Origin of the sequence: Moorena sp. SIO3E8 (genome assembly GCF_010692445.1) — a bacterium.
Lineage (GTDB): Bacteria > Cyanobacteriota > Cyanobacteriia > Cyanobacteriales > Coleofasciculaceae > Moorena > Moorena bouillonii.
In genome coordinates, this window is record NZ_JAAHHM010000005.1 from 84,221 (window position 1) to 103,625 (window position 19,405).

Genomic DNA, 19,405 nt, shown 5'->3' on the forward strand with positions numbered 1-19,405 from the left:
ACGCTTCATCGCGTAGCGTAGCCCTTCGGGCTAATCGCATATCCCCTTACCAGCTTCTGCTGAGGTTCTAGCCAATGCGTCCACTAATATAAGCTTCTGTCTGTGAGTTCGCGGGTCGTTCAAAGATTTGCCTAGTCTCCCCAAACTCCATCATTGCCCCCAAGTACATAAACGCGGTATAGTCTGATATTCTTGCTGCCTGTTGCATACTGTGAGTCACAATCAAAATTGTGACCTGTTTCTTCAGCTCAGTGATTAATTCTTCAATGCTGGAAGTAGCAATGGGGTCAAGGGCAGAGGTTGGTTCATCGAATAAAATAATCTCTGGGTCAGCCACTAAAGCCCGGGCAATACAAAGACGTTGCTGTTGACCTCCAGATAGGTTATAGGCTGAGTCATAGAGCCGGTCTTTCACTTCATCCCACAAGGCCGCTCCCCGCAAGGCTTTCTCCATTTTGTCTTCAATCAGACGACGTCTATTTTCACCCCGCACTCGCAACCCATAGGCAACATTGTCATAAATTGATTTGGGGAAAGGATTAGGCTTTTGAAATACCATGCTAATCCGCATCCGCACTTCTATCGGGTCAATTTTCTTACCTAAAATGTTGACATCGGAGTCGAGCCAGATTGCTCCCTCGTAGCGATTACCAGGATAAAGGTCATGCATACGATTGAAGCATCGCAGTAACGTGGTTTTACCACACCCTGATGGTCCAATTAGTGCGGTTACTTGTTTTTCCGGCACCACTAAACTAATACTTTTAAGCGCCTGAAATGAACCATAGTAAAAACTGAGGTTATCCACCTCAGCTTTGGCGTTACTAATGCTTGAGTCGGATAATTTATCAGATATTTGTTCTACCATTTTAGACCTTTACGGAAGCGATAGCGTAGATAAATAGCAATACCATTCATAGCCAGAGTCATAGCAATTAACACTGTACCGGCTGCAGCTGCATTTGCCTCAAATGCCCGTTCAGGTCTAGATACCCAGGTAAACATCTGAATCGGCATAACTGTGAATTCAGACTGAAGCCATGCAAACAGCTGCTGTAAGTTTAGATAGGGAAATTCACCCTGAAAGGGAATATAGGGAAATTCGCTGTTTAATGGAGAATCTGGCAAAAAGCGAATAAATACTAGAGCACCAATGGTAACCACAGGAGCAGTTTCCCCAATTGCCCGAGATAAACCAATGATTACGCCTGTGAGAATACTACCAAAGGAATAGGGCAAAACATGATCCCAAATCATTTGCCACTTACTGGCTCCAAGGGCATAAGCAGCCTCCCGGAGATGATTAGGAATTGCCCGCAGTGCCTCTCGTGTGGTGACAATCACCACTGGCAGAATTAACAAGGCTAAGGTCAAACCTGCTGAGAGAATGCTTCGACCTAAATTCAACTCATAGACGAATAACCCCAAGGCTAATAAACCATAGACAATGGAGGGAACTCCTGCCAAATTCGTGACATTAATTTCAATGAAATCCGCTAGCAAGTTTTTTCGGGAATATTCTTCTAAATAAATTCCTGAAGCTACACCAATGGGTACCGCAGCTAAGGCAGTCACTAACATAATCAGACTAGTGCCTACCCAGGCGGACATAATCCCCGCTTTTTCTGCTCTACGACTAGGAAACGATGTAAAAAACTCTGGTGAAATCCGGGATATTCCTGAACTTACCATATGGACTATTAACGCCAGCAAGATAAATATAGCCACCAGAATAACTACCAAACCAACGATGGCAAAAATCTGATTAATAAGCTTACGGCGATTTATATCTTCTCGAATTGTAAGTAATTGTTCCTGTGACATTTATAATCTTATAGCGGTTTTAATTGGGTAAGGTACAAAGTTCTGGGTTTTAGGGAGCAGGGAGCAGGGAGCAGGGAGCAGGGAGCAGGGAGCAGGGAGCAGGGAACACCGGATCTGGTAACAGGTAAAAAATCTTGTTTACCTGATAGTTATGAAAAACGCTTGTATGAATCTGGCAAACGCCAAGTAATACTTTTAAATTAACACTTTTTAATTTTTAATTAACCAAATAATAACGACTTATTACTAATAAGTAGAATAGCATTTTTAATACTTATAAGGCACATTCAATTTTATCCCTACCCCCCTTCGGAAATTCCTACTCCCTACTCCCTACTCCCTACTCCCTAAAATAACAAAAATATGTACCTCACCCAATTGAAAACCCCTATATTAATAAATTTCTCGATAACGCTTAGCTAAGAAATGTCCAATGATGTTTAGGACTAGAGTCATTAAGACTAAGGTTAGTCCAGCCGCAAAAATGGTCTGGTATTCTAGAGTACCATGAGGCAGATCCCCAAGACTTACCTGGACGATGTAAGCAGTGATTGTAGCGGCTTGGTCCAGGGGATTCCAAGCTATTTTGGGTTGTAAGCCCGCTGCGATCGCAACAATCATCGTTTCCCCTACAGCCCTTGATGCTCCTAGGATGTAGGATGAGGCAATGCCGGAAATAGCAGCAGGAAACACAACGTTCCATGCGGTCTGTAAGCGAGTTGCTCCCATGGCATAAGACCCTTCCCGTAACTCTACCGGAACTGCTCGCATGGCATCTTCACTAATGGAACTAATAAAGGGAATAATCATCAAACCCATGACTAGACCCGCACTTAGCATATTAAAAACCGGCAATTCAGTAAAAATATTGCGCAGAAGAGGGCTAACCACCAGCAGGGCAAAATAACCATAAACCACTGTAGGAATTGCTGCTAAAAGTTCCAAACCTGGTTTTACTACTTCTCGTAATGTGGGAGGAGCAAATTCACTTAGGTAAATCGCAGCAATAGTTCCTGTGGGGATAGCAAGTAGGAGAGCAGTCGTAGCGGTTACTAGGGTTCCTGATATCAATGGCAAAATTCCGTAGTGTTTATCTAGAAACATCGGTGTCCATTTGGTATCAGTGAGAAAATCAATTAATGAGACTTCCTTGAAAAATGCCAGAGATTCCCTAAGCAGGAAAAAGATAATTGCTGCCATAGTGGCGACAGAAGACAAGGCCGCCAAAAACAATAGTATTTCAATCCCTCTTTCTCGCAAATTGCGAATTAATTTTGGTGAGAGTTGTTTGGTCTGGTTAAGTCGGATCAGTTTTTCGGTCATTAAATCGGGAATAAATAAAAGTATTGTCTCAAGGCAGCTGTCAGCTGTCAGCTATCAGCTGTCAGCTGTCAGCTATCAATTATCAGCTATCAGCTATCAGCTGTCAGCATATGCTTAGATGGGCAAATCACCAGACTTTCAATTCTGATTAATCTCGAACTATCATATTTTTATGTTTGCGCGATGCGCACGCTACGGTAACAAAGTTTATTTTAAGCTGACGGCTGACAGCTGTTCGCGTAGCGTGAGCTAAAGGCTCACGGCTGAATGCTTACCTGAGAACTTAGGACTTTTTTGAACATAAGTCAAGAGCGATTAGTGATAATTTGGCGTTGCTGATTATGGGTATGGTTTTGCCCCCCTAACCCCCCAATTTTGGGGGGAACAAAACTATCAAAGTCCCCCAAAGTTGGGGGATTTAGGGGGCTGTAATAAAACCAGATGATCGCGCATTCATTCCTTAATTCAGCAACGCCGATAATTCTACTACTAATCGCTCTTGACCACATTAAACCAAATTAAGTCCTCTAGGTTAGATCCAGTTCTAGGCTTAGTTACCGCTAGTGGCTAGAAGCTGCTGGAAGTCTGCCAGGGATTGGGCATAGTCTGCGGAGGATAGAGGAACCGACTTAACCTCGCTGACTAATCGCTCAGCATTTTGGAGGTAATAGGTCACAAAATCATTTACCTCAGTACGCTTAGCAGCTTTTTTGTTGACATAGATGAAGATTTCTCGGGATAGGGGCTTGTAACTCCCGTTCCGTACCGTTGTCAGAGAAGGGGTTACCCCATTGATAGCAACAGCCTTAAGCTTGTCTGTGTTTTCTAGGTAGTAGGAAAGACCGAAGTATGCCAGGGCTTTTGGATCCGTTGATACACCTTGAACCAAAACGTTGTCATCTTCACTAGGGGTGTAATCGGTGCGGCTAGCACCAGACTTGCCGTTAATCTTTTTAGTGAAGTAGTCAAAGGTTCCGGAGTCTGCACCAGGACCGTAGAGAACTAGGGGCAGGTCTGGCCAAGCGGAATTTACTTGACTCCATTTGGTTACAGTCCCCTCAGACTCAGGCTTCCACATTTTATTGAGTTCGTCAACTGTAATGTCTGTAACCGCAGTATTGCCTTTATTGACTACGACGGTAATGGCATCGTATGCCACTGGAATGGCCATATACTCAATGCCATTGGCAGCACAGAGTTTCTCCTCTTTCTCCTTAATTGGTCGAGAAGCGTCAGATATGTCGGTTTCTCCGATGCAGAATTTCTTAAAACCGCCACCAGTTCCAGAAATACCAACGGTTACTCGTACCTGATTTTTTTTGAGATCCTGAAACTCTTCCGCTACAGCTTCAGTAATCGGGTAAACGGTGCTAGACCCATCAATTCTGACGGTGGGTGTACCTTGAGACTTAACTGTAGGTGCCACTAACGCAACAGTTGATGCTACTAGGGCAAACAAGCCAGCTAGCTTCCAGCTATTTTTTTTCAATTTCATCGCCTTGACCACTGTAAAAAATTCCCAGCAATGTTAGGGTGTCGCAATCCACACTTGGTCAAGACTATAGAGCTATTACTAAGTAATGGTAAGTAATGGCGTAAGGTTTAGTTAAATTTAGGTTAAAGTTTGTTTAAGAAACATTCTGTGGCTTTCTTTCGTCTTATATCTATTTAGCCTTAGTCTTTATATTATCTTTCTTTTTTGGATTGTCAAGAGTAAAACGAATTTACAGAAATCAACCAAAAAGCCCACTCCTTATAGCTTATGGGCTATTTTTGGTGTCTTTGCCATTCTCCTGTGGAATTGAGCTAAAAGCCTGTATAATTAATCCCGCAGCCGGTCAGGTGCCTTACTGAGAAAGGTGCCAGATGTCCAGCTACCCTTTTGAATTAAGAATTTAGAATTAAGAATTTAGAATTAAGAATTTAGAATTAAGAATTTAGAATTCAACCTTCAACCTCCAACCTTCAACCTTCAACCTTCAACCTTAATAACCTTCAACCTTAATAACCTTCAACCTTGAATCAACCCATTAATCTATTTGAATACGAAGCCCTAGCGCCGCAGTATCTATCTCCCATGGCACTGGATTATTACGCTAGTGGTGCTTGGGATGAATTAACACTGCGAGACAATCGTGCAGCGTTTGAACAGATAAAACTCCGTCCTCGGATGTTAGTGGATGTGAGTCAACGAGATTTAAGCACACAAATCCTAGATCAGTCTCTGCCCATACCGATTCTGGTTGCTCCGATGGCATTTCAGTGTCTGGCCAATCCAGAGGGTGAATTGGCAACAGCAAGGGCTGCAGCTGAGGTAGGGGCAATCATGGTGTTGAGTACGATGTCCACCAAACCCTTAGAAGCTGTAGCGCTAGCCGGGAAACAGAGTCAACAGAAGCAGGAGGCAAGATCCCATATCCAAAATCCCTCATGGTTTCAGCTGTATGTCCACCGCGATCGCACTCTCACCCGTAGACTTGTGGAAAGGGCGGAGGCAGCTGGTTTTAGTGCCCTTTGTCTGACCGTAGATGCACCAGTGTTGGGGTGTCGGGAAAGGGATCGACGCAATCAATTTACTCTACCGGTAGGGATGGAATTGGCTAATTTAGCGACTATGACCGGTCTGGAAATTCCCAAAACCGCCGGAGAATCGGGTTTATTGAGCTATTTTGCCCAGCAAATTGATCCAACACTGACATGGCGGGATCTGGAATGGTTACAATCGATCACTACTCTACCGGTGTTAGTCAAAGGCATTTTGCGAGGAGATGATGCTCTCAAGGCATTGGACCATGGAGCAAAAGGAATCATTGTATCGAATCATGGGGGTCGGCAATTGGATAGTGCGATCGCATCCATCGATGCCTTACCCGAAGTGGTCGCAGCCGTGGGAAATCAACTACCGGTATTAATCGATGGGGGTATCCGTCGAGGTACTGATGTGCTCAAAGCCCTAGCCTTGGGTGCATCAGCGGTGTTAGTAGGTCGTCCGGTGTTATGGGGATTAGCTGTAGCAGGAGTTGCTGGAGTACGCCATGTCTTGCAATTGTTACGAGATGAATTGGATATAGCGATGGCGTTGAGTGGCTGTACTAGGGTCAAGGATATTGACCCTAGTTTGGTGAAAATTAAACATTGACTAGATTATTAATAAATTAATATTAGCTTATAATGCCGGAACACTAAGCCAAATAGCTTAGTAATATAAATGAATTGGCTGAAGTTATAGCAAGACTGCGTATGTTAATTTTCATAAAAAAGGTTATTATTTATTGGTAATACTTTGATACTATTCCCCTAAATTCCTAGCACTTATCAAGGTTAGCGTCAGGGTTAGATAAGCTTTGAGCGATTTATCAAGCAATTATTAGTCTGAAATCCGAAAAAGAAATGAGTAATAAACTAGCCACTATCACCGTTAGTATTATCTTATCTTTAACGTTTACCTCAGCCAGTTTAGCTGAAACAGTCTTGTCAGAAATTAAGCGCACTGGTGTTTTAAAAGTAGGAATTAGAGAAGATGCCGCTCCCTTTGGTTTTCTAGACGACCAAGACAAATTGCAAGGCTACTGCATGACTAAAATGTATGTTCTAGCCAACTATTTTGGTGAAGTACTCAATAGACCTGTTCGGTTAGAGCCAATTCCATCTGTTCTAGACGAAGACTCCCCTAACAATCGTTATCGGATGGTAGCCAATGGCAAGGTACATCTAGATTGTGGTCCCAATACGATCAAAACTGCTCCACCACTATCAGGAGTTACTTACTCCACTGCTTTTTATTTTTCCGGGACACATTTTCTAATCAGACCCGAAATGAAGGGTATATTCAATCCTGAAACTTCCCTAGCTGGTAAAAAAATTGGTGTCCTTCCTGGTTCAAATACACATCCCTTAATCTCCAGTACCTACCCATTAGCTGACATAGTAGACACTCGTTACAGAAGTTCTAACGGTCGAGAATTGGCTCTGAGAGATGTTGTCGAACGGGATATTGATGCTTTTGCCAGTGATGGCATGCTTTTAATGGCAGAAGCCTTAAGACAAGGGCTGACATTCCAGGATTTTACCTTAATTCCTGACCGACCGTTAAGTTGTGATTTTTACGGAATAATTTTACCGGATCAGGATATAGAATGGAAGACAATAATTGATAAATTTATTAATAACTTAAGGTGGGAGATAATTTTGGAAAAATCCTTGGGTGTTGAATCTATTTATTACCAAGGTCTACGACAAGCTGCTTATGAAAAATGTGCTAACTAAATCGCTGACTGCTGAAAGCTGACTGCTGAAAGCTGACTGCTGAAAGCTGAATAATGAATACTTACAAGCCTATTTTTGATTATTCAAATAGACGCTTAAATAGACGACTATGTTAAACCCATTATTTTGGATTAAGCGTGCTTCCCATCGTCGATGGTTTTACCTGCTGATTCTGGTAGTTGTGGGACTGGGTCTAGGGGTAGGGTTACCCAATACCTCATCAGCATTTGGCTCATGTGGGTTAGATGGTGATGCAGGAATTGAGATAATTCAGTTAATCACCATTTCTGATCAACAAGAAGTAGAGCTGGGTAAGTGTTTGAATCAACAAGAAGTTGATCAAGGGCTGGAGATTTACCGCGATCGCAAAATCACTGAATACGTCCAAGACATTGGTCAGAGATTAATCCCCTATAGCGATCGCCCCAATTTTCCCTATACCTTTCAAGTAGTCAAGGACAACACTATAAATGCCTTTGCCTTGGTGGGTGGCTTTGTTTATGTTCATACTGGCTTGCTGAAAGGGGTAGAAAATGAAGCTGAGTTAGCTGCAGTGATAGCTCACGAAATAGCTCACATTACTAGCAAACACAGCATAGAGAAACTGCGCCAGATTATCAAAGACAAGAACCTTGAGGTAAATAGTGAAGTCGAGTATGGGACAATTATAAATCTTCTTGAGGATATCGCCTTCTCTCTTCCCCGAGGAAGGCAGCAGGAATATGAAGCGGATCGCAAGGGATTAGAAATGTTGCACGGTGCTGGCTACGCTCCCTCAGGCATGACTGGATTTCTCCAAAAATTAATAACCATAGAAAAAAAATCCACCAATCAACCTGCAATGTTAAGAACCCACCCAGAAACAGTAAAACGCCTTGATACCCTAAAAGAAATAATCAACAGAAAAGGTTGGGATCCCAATGATGGTGATGGCTTAGACAGTGATGCTTACAAACAGAGAATCCAATCTCTAGCAATCGAGTAGGTGAGCTAGCTATACTGACTGACTGATGTGCTCAAAGCCCTAGCCTTGGGTGCATCAGCGGTGTTAGTAGGTCGTCCGGTGTTATGGGGATTAGCTGTAGCAGGAGTTGCGGGAGTACGCCATGTCTTGCAATTGTTACGGGATAAATTGGATATAGCGATGGCCTTGAGTGGCTGTACTAATGTCAAGGATATTGACCGTAGTTTGGTGACAATTAAAGATTGACCAGAGTAATTAACCAATAACTAGTCACCAACTAATTAATGACTAATAATACATTTGGCTTAGTAATATCAATGACTTGGCTGACATTATAGAAATAATAGGTATGCTATCTTTGATTAGAAAAATAACTATATAAATTACTATTTATTGGGAATATTTTGATACTATCTCACTAAATTACCGCCACTTATCAGGGTGATGATAAGAGTTATATAAGGTTTGATATTAATCGATTTATCTATTGGAAACTGAAATCTAGCAATTCTCTATGCCATGAGGTACAAAGGGATCCCCCTAAATCCCCCTTATCAAGGGGGACTTTGAGGTTTAAAAGCCTACCTCATAGCGAGGATAAACGCTTCTTGATGCAGTCGCTCATGGGGGAAACCACGGCAGTCGCTCATGGGGGGAACCCCCAAGACCGCGCTGCCTCCCCAAGACCGCGCTGCATCGCTATAAATCCAGAGCTATATCAATTTTTGATCAGAATAAATAGGGTGCTATTACCAAAACACTAAAATCCTCAAAATGCCGAAAAATTAATGAAACTACCGAACTTATTAAGCACCCTTGGTTTAGCATCCATTATCACCACTTTAGCCGTAGTAGATATTCCCAAACCACTGGAAACCTTTGCCTATACATCTCCTAGTCAGTCAACCAGTGAAGGGATAGGACAAAGCAATGATGTTTTGATTGCATCTGGACGTAGTGCAAACTTTGAGAATGGAATATTTTCTGTACGCCTTCCGGAAAGAGGCACTCTGGGACAAGAGCTTGATAATTTCATATCTGCTAATCCTAGTTTCAATGTTGAGTCAAAAGAGAAGTGGGTTAATAACATCAAAGTCTCTTCTCTGAGCAGAGGTTCGATTAGTAATGGAAGTGTACCAATCACTGCTAGATGGTCTGCTCGATTATGTTGGACCAATACTTTTGCCTTAAAGAAATGCGTTGGCGGCTGGATAAACAAAAGTGAGGACTTTGAAACCTCATGCTCTATCGGGGCACAACCACGCTATCTTCGTTGCAGAATGCCAGGTAAAGTTAGCGAATTGGTAAGAGAAGGTAGCATTTTAGTTAACTAAAGTGTCTATATTATCTTGATTTTACTATTTAAAAACTGAGCTGTTTGTCATCAAAGCAAATCCCAAGCTCTTTACAGCGATCGCACCTTTAGATTTAAAGCAACCTTAGCCAGCGCCATAGCGTCAGCTTGGCGTCTGGTAGTTTACAACTTTTCTAAATTCCCTGAGCTTTGTTTACTACTGACTAGCTGTAACAAATTTAATTTAACTTCTTTAACTTAGTTTTAATACGAGTGCGCACATATTTATATACTGTCGCATAGGGTATATCCATGCCACACAATCCCTTTAGCCAAAGTTGCACTTCCCCATAACTACTAAATCCTTCCGGTTGTTGTAATTGAAATCGTAATTTTTCCTCAGTCCCTGCTCCCGACTCCCGACCATTTGTTACAAAAGTTTTCAAAATATGCTATAATATAAGAATTTTTGTGCTATAGTATAAAAGTGGGCGCTGAGACGCCCAGAGTCAAGAGCTAGCCCGGAAAGAGTCCAATACCTACGGGCTAGCTCTGGCTCCCCTATAAAAGGAGATACTTTAATGATGACCTATTCTGAACGCCTTCATCCGTGGGTGGTCATTCGGCTGTTACCACAAGCGATGCAGCGCGGTCTTGGGGGTTTCCCCCATGAGCGACTGCATCAAGACATGCAGCGAGTTGTTGTTGCTCGCTTTCGCAATCGATCGGATGCAGAGGGACATTTATGGGCCCTGAAACGATTAATGCCGGATGCGGAATTTATAATTGTTTTTGATGTTGGTAATAATCGGATCGATGAGGAATCTTAGGGGGTAAATCTCATGTAGCGGTTTCGGACTTTAATCACCATTGAGTTTGATGATCGATTTGAAAATGGTCGAGCTATCAATCCTTAATCCAATTCTCAGATATCACTCACCTTGGTTTCATGTTATGCCCTCACCCTAAGGTTAGGGATTCCAGCCACAGCCCCTGATGCTGGGGTTGGGCAGAAGCCCACACTCACAAGGGTAGTAGTGCGTAGGGTGCGTTAGGGGCGGACTAATTCTGATTTTTTCTATCGTAGCCAGCCTTGGGATAGTCCGTCCCGTAACGCACCACCCACGGGCTCGCACTCATTAGGTGGGCGTTGCTGATTCTGGTATGGTTTCGCCCCCCTAACCCCCCAATTATGGGGGGAAAAAAACTATGAAAGTCCCCCAAAGTTGGGGGATTTAGGGGGCTTTAGCAAAACCGGATGATCGCGCATTCATTCCTTTATTCAGCAACGCCATTAGGTTACCAGTTTCTAGGCAGGGAAAGCACGATTATGAATAAATTACTTAAAATAGCCCTCAGCACTACTTCCTTAGTCGGGCTGTGTTTGATGGCACTAGTCGTACAAGCCGGAAGCTGGGATAATTTCAAACTCCGTTACTTCCATCTCACTGCCTATCTCCACAACCAAGACCAGGAAATCACTGACCTCCAAAAACAAAACCTTAATCCAGCCAAATTCACTCGCATTAATTTAACTGAACTCCTCAATGGTGGTCCCCCAAAAGACGGTATTCCTAGTATCGATAATCCTAAGTTTGATACCGCTCAAACCACACCATTTTCTAAAACAGAAACTGTGATTGGTGTGGTAGTGAATGGAGAAGCCAAAGCCTATCCTTTCGGGGTCATGAACTGGCATGAATTGGTCAATGACACAGTCGGTGGAGTTAATGTTAGTGTATCCTATTGTCCCCTTTGTGATACTATAGTCGCTTTTAATCGCAGCAATACAACCTACGGTGTTTCAGGCAAACTTTATCAAAGTTGCCTAGTCATGTATGACCGTACCGATGATACCCTTTACTCCCAACCTTGGGCGATGGGTATTATTGGTGCTAAAGTCAATCGTAATCTTAAAACAATTCCCGCTATCAAAACTACTCTTGGTGCTTGGTTAAGCAAGTATCCCAACAGTAAAATTCTATCCACTGACACAGGTTATAACCGGGCTTACTTCAGCTATCCCTATGGTAGTTACTATACCGATAAGCGAATTATTTTCCCAGTCAGAAATCAACAACGGCTTACCCTTCTTGATGCAGTCGCTCATGGGGGAAACCCCCAAGACCGCGCTGCATCGCTCCATCCCAAAGCTATTGTTAGCTATGTCTGGGAAGCGGATCAACAAACCCCTAAAAACCAATTTTCTGGGGCTAGCTATCAATTTGTCCATGACCAATTAAAAAAAGTGGGCGAAAAAGTTGTAGAATTCAATGGTCGTCCAATTAGAGCACGTTGGGATAGCCAACTTCAAACTGTATTAGTAGAAGAATTCGATGGCACTCCCATCCCCAGTTCTACAGCTTTTGCCTTTGTGTATCCAGCTTACTTTGGCAAATAACGTTATAGACCAGGGAATTCACCCAATTTAAAACTGCAATAACTCATGACTAATATAGCGGTTTATATCCTAATTAGGTAAACAAGATTTTTTCCCTGTTCCCAGATCCGCTGCTCCCTGCTCCCTACTCCCTACTCCCTACTCCCTAAAACCCAAAGATTTGTACCTCACCCAATTAAAAACCGCTATAACCATGACTAATAACCACAATATCTTAGTAATTATCCCTGTTCTCAATGAAGAAACCACTATCACTGGGGTGATTAAGTCTCTTCAATCCTATAATTTGAACAATATTCGGGTAGTCGATAATGGCAGCACAGACAACAGTATTATTAAAGCCAAAGAAGCCGGTGCAGAGGTAATCTGTGAGCCTATTCCTGGTTACGGTCGAGCCTGTTGGCGGGGATTGCAGCAACTAGACCGAGATATTAATTGGATATTATTCTGTGATGGCGATGGGAGTGATGACTTAAGTTATTTACCCCAGTTTATAGCTGAACCGCATAAGTATGACCTAATTTTAGGTAACCGCCGCGCCACAGTAAATGGACGTAAGGCGATGACCCCAGTGCAAAATTTTGGCAACTGGCTGGCTACCTTCCTGATCGGTTGGGGTTGGGGACACTGGTATCAGGATTTAGGACCATTGCGCCTAATTCGTCGTTCAGCTTTGGATGCAATCCAAATGCAAGATAGAGGATTTGGTTGGACAGTAGAAATGCAAGCCCGTGCGATTGAATGTAGTTTGCGAATCTGTGAAATTCCTGTTGGTTACCGTCGCCGACAAGGGGGACGCTCTAAAATATCTGGTACCCTTTCTGGTAGTGTCCAAGCAGGAACAATAATTCTAATGACTTTAGGTCGTCTATATCTACGTCGCCTTAAGCTTACCCAGGCAGATGGAACAATCGGTAAAAGTGTTGAAGAGGGAATAGGGAATTTCCATCAATCCTAGTTTCACATCTCAAATGAAAACGCTATATATATGGCTTAGTTCTATACTCCTGTTGTTAGGTTGTATCTTGATTGTGCCTCATGGGGATTTCCGAGAGGTGGGAGCTGTGCCTCGATTTTGGTTAGGTATCGGTGTAATCAGCTTAGGTTTTCTGTTGTCTTGGGGATTAAGCGTCTATACTAGATATCCTGCGGAAGTTGGCAACAGGAAACTTGGGATTTCCCAACAAGCAAAAAGAATTAACAACAGAATTAACAACAACAGTATCAAGACAAGACTTTGGCAAGGGGTCTACAAAGGATTTACCAAATCTCTTAGTATCAAGTACTTCCGAAAACTCAAAACTCAGCACTCAGGACTAAATTTTTGGAGTACTACCATCCTAAGCAGGCTGCTGTTGCTACCAATGTATCCTGGAGATGATGTATGGCGCTATCTATGGGAAGGGTATATTCAAACCTTAGGGTTTAGTCCATACCATTTGCCACCTAATGCTACTGAACTGATTCCCTACCATACCGAATGGTGGTCACTAATCAATCATCCTACTGTTTCTGCTATCTATCCACCAGTAGCGCAATTAGGTTTTCGGCTCTTAGCGCTGATTGACCTTAAGGTTTGGTTGTTCAAAATTGCATTTATCTTAGCTGACTTATTAATCTGTTGGTTACTCAGTCGTCGATTTGGTTATCAACAGGCAATCTTCTATGCCTGGAATCCTTTGATAATTTACTCCTTTGCTGGTGGTGCTCATTACGACAGTTGGTTTATTTTACCCCTAGTTGCAGCTTGGTTAGTCTTTGACCAAAAAACAGAGAGTTTAAGGCAGACAAAAATAACAGAAATAGAGGAAACGTTGGACAGTGGGACAGTAGCAGAATACTCCTCATTTACTAACTCCTTGATGTCTTCATCGGAACACTCCCTGACCTGGTGGCACTGGATTGCTTCAGCTTTGCTAGTAGGAATTAGTATGGCAGTGAAGTGGATGTCTTTGCCAATTTTAGGGTTTCTGACCTGGCAAGCTTTTCGAAAAGTAGGGGTAAAACTAGCAATAGTAGTGCTATTGTGCGGTTTCTTACCTTTTGGCATCACTGCTCTCCAATTTTGCTCTAGTGGAGAATGTCCTTTGATTCCTACTGGATCAGTGTTTGTATCCCATGGTCGCAGTGCGGAATTGATTCCTTATATTGTTAGCGAATATTGGGAACCCTCTCGCTGGGTTAATTGGATTTATGCTTTTCCCCTGGGGTTAACGGTAAGTTGGCTAATTTTGCGATCGCGCAATTTTCAACAATTCACAGAATGGTACTTTTTTTCCCTGCTAATCCTATCTCCAATTATCCATGCTTGGTACTTCACTTGGATAATTCCTTTTGCTGTTCCTTCTAGAAATCTGGGAGTACGTTTAGTCAGTATCTCTACTTTTGTTTACTTTGTACTTCAGCATCGCATGGCTTTAGGTAACTACAGCTGGTATCTAACTCCTCAGGAGCGATGGTGGTTATGGTTACCGTTTATTTTAGGTTGGTTGTGGACCCATTACCGCAATCCTAATGTTGTTCTCAACCAAAACTCAGATTGATTAGCTTTAATCAAAATTGCCTAGGTTAAGCATCTTATCGGCTAAATCATCTGAACCACTATGAATACATCCAAGAAATTACTAACCCTACTTCCAACTCTGATTATTCTGACAAGTTGTACACTTTCCGTACCGATAAATCAAGCACCAGCAAAAGAGTCTGAAGTACAAGTAAATAGAGCTACTGACACGAGTCTATTGAATTATGACGACTATGCTACTGTCCTAAAAACCTATGTCAACAATAAAGCGCTAGTTAATTACCAAGAATTGCAGCAAAATCCAGAGCAACTGGAGACGTTTAATGCCTCCTTAGGTGCTGTTGATACTAGCACCTATCAGTCTTGGGATGAAGCGGAAAAGATTGCTTTCTTGATAAATGCTTACAACTCCTTTACTCTAGAATCAATTATTGACCAAAACCCTCTCAAAAAGAGTATTCGGGACATTAAAGGAGTCTGGAAAGGACGCGAATTCAACATCGCTGGAGAATCTAAAACCTTAGATAATATCGAACACAAGACACTGCGAACGCAATTCAACGAGCCCCGAATTCATATGGCTTTAGTTTGCGCCGCTATCAGTTGTCCTCCCTTAAGAAACGAACCTTATACTGGGGAAAAACTCGATCAGCAACTGGATGACCAGACACAGAAATTTATAGTTAGTCCCCATGGCTTTCGTATTGATCGTCAAGAAGGTAGCGTATATCTTTCTTCCATCTTTAAGTGGTTTGGTGAAGATTGGAAAGAAACCTATGGTATCGATTACAAATTTACTGGTAACGCCAATCAACGAGCGGTGTTAAACTTTATTAGTGACTACCTAAGTCCAGAGGATCAGGAGTATCTTGAACAGGGGAATTACAAGATAAAATATCTGAACTATGATTGGTCTTTAAATAAGCAATAACTAATTAACCATAACCAACAACAATAACCAATTAACCATAACTAGGTTGATTAATTGATTATTATAGGAATCCCTGTAGGAATTATGAGAATCTTTGTTCCCTGTTCCCAGATCCGCTGTTCCCTGTTCCCTTTGCTATCAGTATTTGTTATGGTTTGTTATTTTTAAAGGCGTCTTTGGCAACAAGGCTAATCAAGTGGTATATTCCGCATTAATCCGGACATAGTCATAACTCAAATCACAACCCCAAGCCTGACCAACACCATGACCATTGCCCACATTAACCTGAATTAAAACTGTATCTTCTTTAAGATAAGCACCAGCAGCAGCCTGCTTGAGATAATCACTAGCCTGTTGACGGTCAAACCCTAAGGGTTGACCATTGTCCATCAGCAAGACATCCCCTAACTGAATCCGCAGGTTTTCTTGCTCAAACGGTACTCCTGCACGGCCAGCGGCTCCGGCAATTCTGCCCCAGTTTGGATCTCGTCCAAAGATGGCAGACTTAACCAAGGATGACCCAACAATGGTCTTAGCAATTTGACGAGCCCCTTTATCATCCGGTGCGCCAGTCACTTGGACTTCAATCAAACAGGTTGCCCCTTCTCCATCCCGTGCGATCGCTTTTGCCAAATGCTGACATACTGCTGTGAGCATCCCCTCCAACTTCTCAGCTGCTGGTCCGATTTCTGTAATCGCTGATGTTCGGGACTGACCATTAGCCAAGGCAATTAGAGTGTCATTGGTGCTGGTATCCCCATCTACGGTAATTTGATTAAAACTTTTATCCGCTGCCCGCTGTAACATTTGTTGCCACAGGGAAGTAGAAACTGCAGCATCACAGGTTACAAATGCTAGCATAGTCGCCATGTTGGGATGAATCATACCAGACCCCTTAGCAATACCACCCATCCTGACCGGACGGTCATCAATCATGGTTTCCATAGCAATGGATTTAGTGACTAAATCCGTGGTAATAATCCCTTGAGCTGCTGCATCGGAACCAGTTTCTGATGCTTGTGCGACCAATTGGGGAATGCCTGACAATAGAGCATCCATCTTGATGCGTTGACCAATCACCCCCGTCGATGCCAACAAAATCGACTTAGGGGAAACATTGAGTGCTTCACCCAAAGCTTTAGCACTAGCTAGAGCATCTTGCCAACCCTGCTCACCCGTTGCTGCATTGGCTTGTCCGGCATTACACAAAATAGCACGAGCACTAGCTTTAGATTGTAAGCATTGACGGCAATAATCTACACAAGCAGCCCGGACATGACTGGTGGTGAAGACCCCAGCTGCGATCGCATCCACCTCTGATAATATCAACGCTAAGTCTGGCTGACCCGACGGTTTTAAACCTGCGGTAATCCCTGCTGCCTGATAGCCCCTGGGAGCTGTTATCCCACCACTAATCTCTTGCCAGTCCGACATGATTCCTCCATTTAACCATAATTCATGCCCGATCCGGGATTGACGACTTTAATATCCCGGGTTTCCAGATACAATAACATAAGAACATTGAGGAGGTCGATTCAATGCTAGTTCTAGAGTACAAAGTCAAAGCAAAACAAGCTCAATACCGAGCTATTGATGAAGCAATTAGGACAGTTCAGTTTGTCCGCAATAAGTGTTTGCGCTACTGGATAGATGCACCAAGAGAATCTACAATCAAGCGCTTTGATTTGAATAAGTACTCAACAGAATTACGGCATAAATTTAGTTTTGTCAAAGACCTCAACTCAATGGCTTGTCAGGCTTCAGCTGAGAGAGCGTGGTTAGCAATTTCTCGGTTTTACGATAATTGTAATTCTCATAAACCAGGGAAGAAGGGATATCCTAGGTTTCAAAAGGATAATCGCTCAGTTGAATACAAAACCACGGGTTGGGGACTCCACCCAACTAAGCGACGTGTAACTATTACCGACAAAAAGGGTATTGGTCTGAAGGGGTGACGAAATAGCCTGAAAAGCTTTAAATGTAAAGCTTTCACCATTTTGTGCTAAAAAAAAGATAGGTCTCTTTTGTTCAACAAGACCTACCTATTGACAATGTTACCTGTATTCTACCTAATACCATAAAGTTCCTGAGTCAGGCTGTGTCCTTAGCAGTCAGGCAGCGTTCTCACGAATTGTCTCTGATTCCGCTTTTGAAGTGAGTGGGGTGACTTTGTCAATCTCTACACCTGAATGCTTACATTTGCTCAGTGGTCTGGGGAAATCTCTACTCGCTTTGATCCCGCAGTTGAAACCATGGTCATGTGCCATCATGGTATGCGCTCGGCTCAGATGTGTCAGTGGTTAATCAGTCAGGGGTTCACGAATGTCAAGAATGTAGCTGGGGGTATTGACGCATACTCAATCATAGTTGATCATAGCATTCCTCGTTACTAATTGCAGGTCACTGCTAACTACTGCTATGAGTTGATTCTGCTATCTTAGAACAAATGTTCTTAGAGAAAATATTCTTAGAGCAAATATTCTTAGAGCAAATGTATTAATAACCAACTTAATCCTTGGGTGAGCAGACGCTGCCATACCTATGGATAAATCCCAGATACTTCCAACCTGCACCAAAACCAACCCTGATTTTTGGTGATTGATTGGGATATCTAATTATCACCCCTACTATTTTGGACTAAAGACTGCTTAACTCAAGCCAGCTTTTAGGCAAAATTCCATTCTTAGTATGTTTGATAACCTTAAATGGTAACTCCTCCCTCTAATTTAAACTTTTTTCCCTTTAAAATGAAGTTCAGCTTTGGTTCAAAATGTCTCGCCAACCACTAAGTTTAACAAGTCGGCAACAACATATTCTCTGGGCGACTATTCGTCACTATATTGCCACGGCGGAACCGGTTGGTTCTAAAGCCTTGGTTCAAGAATATGACCTGAGTGTGAGTCCAGCGACAATTCGCTCTTGCATGAGTATGTTGGAAAAAGTTGGACTACTATATCAACCCCACACCTCTGCAGGTAGGGTTCCTTCTGATTCAGGTTATCGAACCTATGTTGACCAGCTGATTCAACCGTCAGAAACCTTGAGTCAGTATGTTGAAAATTTACTGGCAGAGAAGTTGAACTGGGAGGAAGCTAAGTTTGAGGTATTGCTAAGGGATGCTGCTCAAATTCTGGCAACGGTCAGTGGATATATTGCTTTAATTACTTTCCCTGACAATCGCACTACTCGCCTGCGCCATCTACAGTTGATGCACCTAGAGCTAGGACAGGTGATGTTGATTATAGTTACGGATAGTTATGAAACTCAGTCGGTATTGATGAATTTGCCCCACTCAGAAGATGATAATACCGTTGATGAGTCGATTGTGGAGCGGGAGTTAAAAATATTATCTAACTTTTTGAATAGTAAGCTGCGAGGGCGAACTCTCAGGGAATTGGAGAAATTAGATTGGAGTGAATTAGACCGAGAATTTGTCCGCTATGCGGATTTTTTAAGCAATTTATTAACTGAGTTGACCCGTCGCACTGTAGTACCTAAGTCCAGCCCGATTATGATTCGTGGCATCTCAGAGGTGTTGCGTCAACCAGAATTTTCGGAAATAGAGCAGACTCTAGACTTGCTACATCTGTTGGAAGAGGAACAGGAGCAACTGTGGTCAGTAATCTTTAAGGTACCGGAAGAGTTGGAATTTAAGTCTCGTGTGAAAATTAGGATTGGTGCAGAGAATTCCTTGGAACCGATGCGTGGCTGTACCTTGGTATCTGCTAACTATCAGCAAGACCAAGTGCCAGTGGGAAGTGTGGGAATTATTGGACCAACTCGCATGATTTATGAAAATGCGATCGCATTAGTGGAAGCAGCGGCAGATTATCTAACGGAAGCCTTGAGTCAACCAGCTTAAAGCAACCTCTTCCCTA

19 protein-coding genes and 1 pseudogene are annotated in these 19,405 nt (G+C 42.7%); 14 read left to right on the forward strand and 6 right to left on the reverse strand.

What is annotated here, in order from left to right; all coding sequences use genetic code 11:
• Positions 1 to 67: 67 nt before the first annotated feature.
• The 4 genes from pstB to F6K46_RS03890 form a co-directional block, all read right to left on the reverse strand.
• A complete protein-coding gene (pstB, locus tag F6K46_RS03875; protein ID WP_293052470.1) occupies positions 68 to 868 on the reverse strand; it encodes a phosphate ABC transporter ATP-binding protein PstB in 801 nt (266 codons plus the stop codon).
• A complete protein-coding gene (gene pstA / locus F6K46_RS03880) occupies positions 862 to 1,824 on the reverse strand; it encodes a phosphate ABC transporter permease PstA (protein WP_293052473.1) in 963 nt (320 codons plus the stop codon). The genes pstB and pstA overlap by 7 nt, the downstream gene beginning before the upstream one ends.
• A gap of 393 nt (positions 1,825 to 2,217) precedes the next feature.
• The gene (gene pstC, locus F6K46_RS03885) at positions 2,218 to 3,147 is read right to left on the reverse strand and encodes a phosphate ABC transporter permease subunit PstC (protein WP_070394801.1); all 930 of its coding nucleotides are present in this window, start codon (positions 3,145 to 3,147) and stop codon (positions 2,218 to 2,220) included.
• Between the two features lie 550 nt (positions 3,148 to 3,697).
• Positions 3,698 to 4,642 carry a PstS family phosphate ABC transporter substrate-binding protein gene (locus F6K46_RS03890; RefSeq protein WP_293052477.1) on the reverse strand — a complete coding sequence of 315 codons (945 nt, stop codon included), beginning with the start codon at positions 4,640 to 4,642 and terminating at the stop codon, positions 3,698 to 3,700.
• Positions 4,643 to 5,164: 522 nt separating this feature from the next.
• On the opposite strand from F6K46_RS03890, the gene F6K46_RS03895 reads away from it, so the two are divergent.
• From F6K46_RS03895 to F6K46_RS03920, 6 genes are all read left to right on the forward strand, one after another.
• Entirely contained in the window at positions 5,165 to 6,286 is a 1,122-nt protein-coding gene (locus F6K46_RS03895; protein ID WP_293052480.1) for an alpha-hydroxy acid oxidase, read from the forward strand.
• Between the two features lie 251 nt (positions 6,287 to 6,537).
• Positions 6,538 to 7,413, forward strand: a complete 876-nt coding sequence (locus F6K46_RS03900) for a transporter substrate-binding domain-containing protein (RefSeq protein WP_293052483.1) — start codon at positions 6,538 to 6,540, stop codon at positions 7,411 to 7,413.
• 109 nt (positions 7,414 to 7,522) lie between these two features.
• Complete coding sequence (locus F6K46_RS03905) at positions 7,523 to 8,398, forward strand: M48 family metallopeptidase (RefSeq protein ID WP_293052486.1); 876 nt, start codon at positions 7,523 to 7,525, stop codon at positions 8,396 to 8,398.
• A 27-nt stretch (positions 8,399 to 8,425) separates the two neighbouring features.
• Positions 8,426 to 8,623: an alpha-hydroxy-acid oxidizing protein gene (locus F6K46_RS03910; protein WP_293052489.1), complete on the forward strand. Its 198-nt coding sequence runs from the start codon at positions 8,426 to 8,428 to the stop codon at positions 8,621 to 8,623.
• A 365-nt stretch (positions 8,624 to 8,988) separates the two neighbouring features.
• On the forward strand, positions 8,989 to 9,141 hold the full coding sequence (locus F6K46_RS03915; RefSeq protein ID WP_293052491.1) for a hypothetical protein: 153 nt from the start codon (positions 8,989 to 8,991) through the stop codon (positions 9,139 to 9,141).
• A gap of 24 nt (positions 9,142 to 9,165) precedes the next feature.
• The gene (locus F6K46_RS03920) at positions 9,166 to 9,711 is read left to right on the forward strand and encodes a hypothetical protein (protein ID WP_293052495.1); all 546 of its coding nucleotides are present in this window, start codon (positions 9,166 to 9,168) and stop codon (positions 9,709 to 9,711) included.
• Between the two features lie 199 nt (positions 9,712 to 9,910).
• Here the strand turns inward: F6K46_RS03920 and F6K46_RS03925 are convergent, their stop codons facing one another.
• Positions 9,911 to 10,117: a hypothetical protein gene (locus F6K46_RS03925; protein ID WP_293052498.1), complete on the reverse strand. Its 207-nt coding sequence runs from the start codon at positions 10,115 to 10,117 to the stop codon at positions 9,911 to 9,913.
• Positions 10,118 to 10,255: 138 nt separating this feature from the next.
• On the opposite strand from F6K46_RS03925, the gene F6K46_RS03930 reads away from it, so the two are divergent.
• The 5 genes from F6K46_RS03930 (at position 10,256) to F6K46_RS03950 (ending at position 15,527) form a co-directional block, all read left to right on the forward strand.
• Positions 10,256 to 10,501, forward strand: a complete 246-nt coding sequence (locus tag F6K46_RS03930; protein WP_075906421.1) for a hypothetical protein — start codon at positions 10,256 to 10,258, stop codon at positions 10,499 to 10,501.
• Between the two features lie 500 nt (positions 10,502 to 11,001).
• Positions 11,002 to 12,072 (forward strand): DUF3179 domain-containing protein, encoded by a 1,071-nt coding sequence (locus tag F6K46_RS03935; protein WP_293052501.1) that lies wholly within the window; start codon positions 11,002 to 11,004, stop codon positions 12,070 to 12,072.
• A 193-nt stretch (positions 12,073 to 12,265) separates the two neighbouring features.
• The gene (locus tag F6K46_RS03940) at positions 12,266 to 13,030 is read left to right on the forward strand and encodes a glycosyltransferase family 2 protein (RefSeq protein ID WP_293052504.1); all 765 of its coding nucleotides are present in this window, start codon (positions 12,266 to 12,268) and stop codon (positions 13,028 to 13,030) included.
• Between the two features lie 13 nt (positions 13,031 to 13,043).
• Entirely contained in the window at positions 13,044 to 14,615 is a 1,572-nt protein-coding gene (locus F6K46_RS03945; protein WP_293052507.1) for a glycosyl transferase family 2, read from the forward strand.
• A 60-nt stretch (positions 14,616 to 14,675) separates the two neighbouring features.
• Complete coding sequence (locus tag F6K46_RS03950) at positions 14,676 to 15,527, forward strand: DUF547 domain-containing protein (RefSeq protein ID WP_293052510.1); 852 nt, start codon at positions 14,676 to 14,678, stop codon at positions 15,525 to 15,527.
• Between the two features lie 192 nt (positions 15,528 to 15,719).
• On the opposite strand, the gene argJ is transcribed toward F6K46_RS03950, so the two are convergent.
• On the reverse strand, positions 15,720 to 16,961 hold the full coding sequence (gene argJ / locus F6K46_RS03955; RefSeq protein ID WP_293052512.1) for a bifunctional ornithine acetyltransferase/N-acetylglutamate synthase: 1,242 nt from the start codon (positions 16,959 to 16,961) through the stop codon (positions 15,720 to 15,722).
• Between the two features lie 104 nt (positions 16,962 to 17,065).
• Here argJ and F6K46_RS03960 point away from each other — a divergent pair, with 104 nt between their 5' ends.
• From F6K46_RS03960 to hrcA, 3 genes and pseudogenes are all read left to right on the forward strand, one after another.
• Positions 17,066 to 17,482, forward strand: a complete 417-nt coding sequence (locus F6K46_RS03960; protein WP_293052514.1) for a transposase — start codon at positions 17,066 to 17,068, stop codon at positions 17,480 to 17,482.
• A gap of 243 nt (positions 17,483 to 17,725) precedes the next feature.
• Positions 17,726 to 17,920: pseudogene (locus F6K46_RS03965) on the forward strand (rhodanese-like domain-containing protein); the annotation flags it as partial.
• Between the two features lie 377 nt (positions 17,921 to 18,297).
• Positions 18,298 to 19,389, forward strand: a complete 1,092-nt coding sequence (hrcA, locus tag F6K46_RS03970) for a heat-inducible transcriptional repressor HrcA (RefSeq protein ID WP_293052517.1) — start codon at positions 18,298 to 18,300, stop codon at positions 19,387 to 19,389.
• Positions 19,390 to 19,405 lie beyond the last annotated feature (16 nt).

What these genes read in the sequence shown, in the direction of transcription:
- pstB (WP_293052470.1), bottom strand. Translation starts at nt 868, where the DNA reads ATGGTAGAACAAATATCTGATAAATTATCCGACTCAAGCATTAGTAAC.
- pstA (WP_293052473.1), bottom strand. Translation starts at nt 1,824, where the DNA reads ATGTCACAGGAACAATTACTTACAATTCGAGAAGATATAAATCGCCGT.
- pstC (WP_070394801.1), bottom strand. Translation starts at nt 3,147, where the DNA reads ATGACCGAAAAACTGATCCGACTTAACCAGACCAAACAACTCTCACCA.
- F6K46_RS03890 (WP_293052477.1), bottom strand. Translation starts at nt 4,642, where the DNA reads ATGAAATTGAAAAAAAATAGCTGGAAGCTAGCTGGCTTGTTTGCCCTA.
- F6K46_RS03900 (WP_293052483.1), top strand. Translation starts at nt 6,538, where the DNA reads ATGAGTAATAAACTAGCCACTATCACCGTTAGTATTATCTTATCTTTA.
- F6K46_RS03905 (WP_293052486.1), top strand. Translation starts at nt 7,523, where the DNA reads ATGTTAAACCCATTATTTTGGATTAAGCGTGCTTCCCATCGTCGATGG.
- F6K46_RS03915 (WP_293052491.1), top strand. Translation starts at nt 8,989, where the DNA reads ATGCAGTCGCTCATGGGGGAAACCACGGCAGTCGCTCATGGGGGGAAC.
- F6K46_RS03920 (WP_293052495.1), top strand. Translation starts at nt 9,166, where the DNA reads ATGAAACTACCGAACTTATTAAGCACCCTTGGTTTAGCATCCATTATC.
- F6K46_RS03930 (WP_075906421.1), top strand. Translation starts at nt 10,256, where the DNA reads ATGACCTATTCTGAACGCCTTCATCCGTGGGTGGTCATTCGGCTGTTA.
- F6K46_RS03935 (WP_293052501.1), top strand. Translation starts at nt 11,002, where the DNA reads ATGAATAAATTACTTAAAATAGCCCTCAGCACTACTTCCTTAGTCGGG.
- F6K46_RS03940 (WP_293052504.1), top strand. Translation starts at nt 12,266, where the DNA reads ATGACTAATAACCACAATATCTTAGTAATTATCCCTGTTCTCAATGAA.
- F6K46_RS03945 (WP_293052507.1), top strand. Translation starts at nt 13,044, where the DNA reads ATGAAAACGCTATATATATGGCTTAGTTCTATACTCCTGTTGTTAGGT.
- F6K46_RS03950 (WP_293052510.1), top strand. Translation starts at nt 14,676, where the DNA reads ATGAATACATCCAAGAAATTACTAACCCTACTTCCAACTCTGATTATT.
- argJ (WP_293052512.1), bottom strand. Translation starts at nt 16,961, where the DNA reads ATGTCGGACTGGCAAGAGATTAGTGGTGGGATAACAGCTCCCAGGGGC.
- F6K46_RS03960 (WP_293052514.1), top strand. Translation starts at nt 17,066, where the DNA reads ATGCTAGTTCTAGAGTACAAAGTCAAAGCAAAACAAGCTCAATACCGA.
- hrcA (WP_293052517.1), top strand. Translation starts at nt 18,298, where the DNA reads ATGTCTCGCCAACCACTAAGTTTAACAAGTCGGCAACAACATATTCTC.